Here is a 234-nt window from a genome sequence, read left to right as displayed (position 1 = left end):
CGCACGAGAACGCACCTGTTCCCGGCCACGCCATTCCGACAGCCCCGACGCCACCACCCGCGCCGTCGACGCATCAACGCCCAGCACCCCGGCCAGCACATCCGCATCCCCGGACTCCACCAGCCCCCACAACGCCGCATCCACCGGATCCGACCCCGCACCCGAAACCTGGGAAACCTCCGGCCAGAAACGCTCACGCTGAAACGCATACGTCGGCAGATCCACCCGCCCCGC

General features: G+C 69.7%; 1 protein-coding gene. It reads right to left on the bottom strand.

The window, feature by feature from the left end:
• Nucleotides 1-225, bottom strand: a 225-nt coding sequence (locus QQM67_RS30545; RefSeq protein WP_314178662.1) for a hypothetical protein, incomplete at its 3' end; no start/stop codon positions are given.
• Nucleotides 226-234: the final 9 nt, after the last annotated feature.

The organism is Streptomyces winkii (assembly GCF_032248595.1).
GTDB classification, from domain to species: Bacteria; Actinomycetota; Actinomycetes; order Streptomycetales; family Streptomycetaceae; genus Streptomyces; species Streptomyces winkii.
The sequence above is the reverse complement of the archived record's forward strand: the minus strand, read 5'-3'. Positions and strand labels throughout refer to the sequence as shown.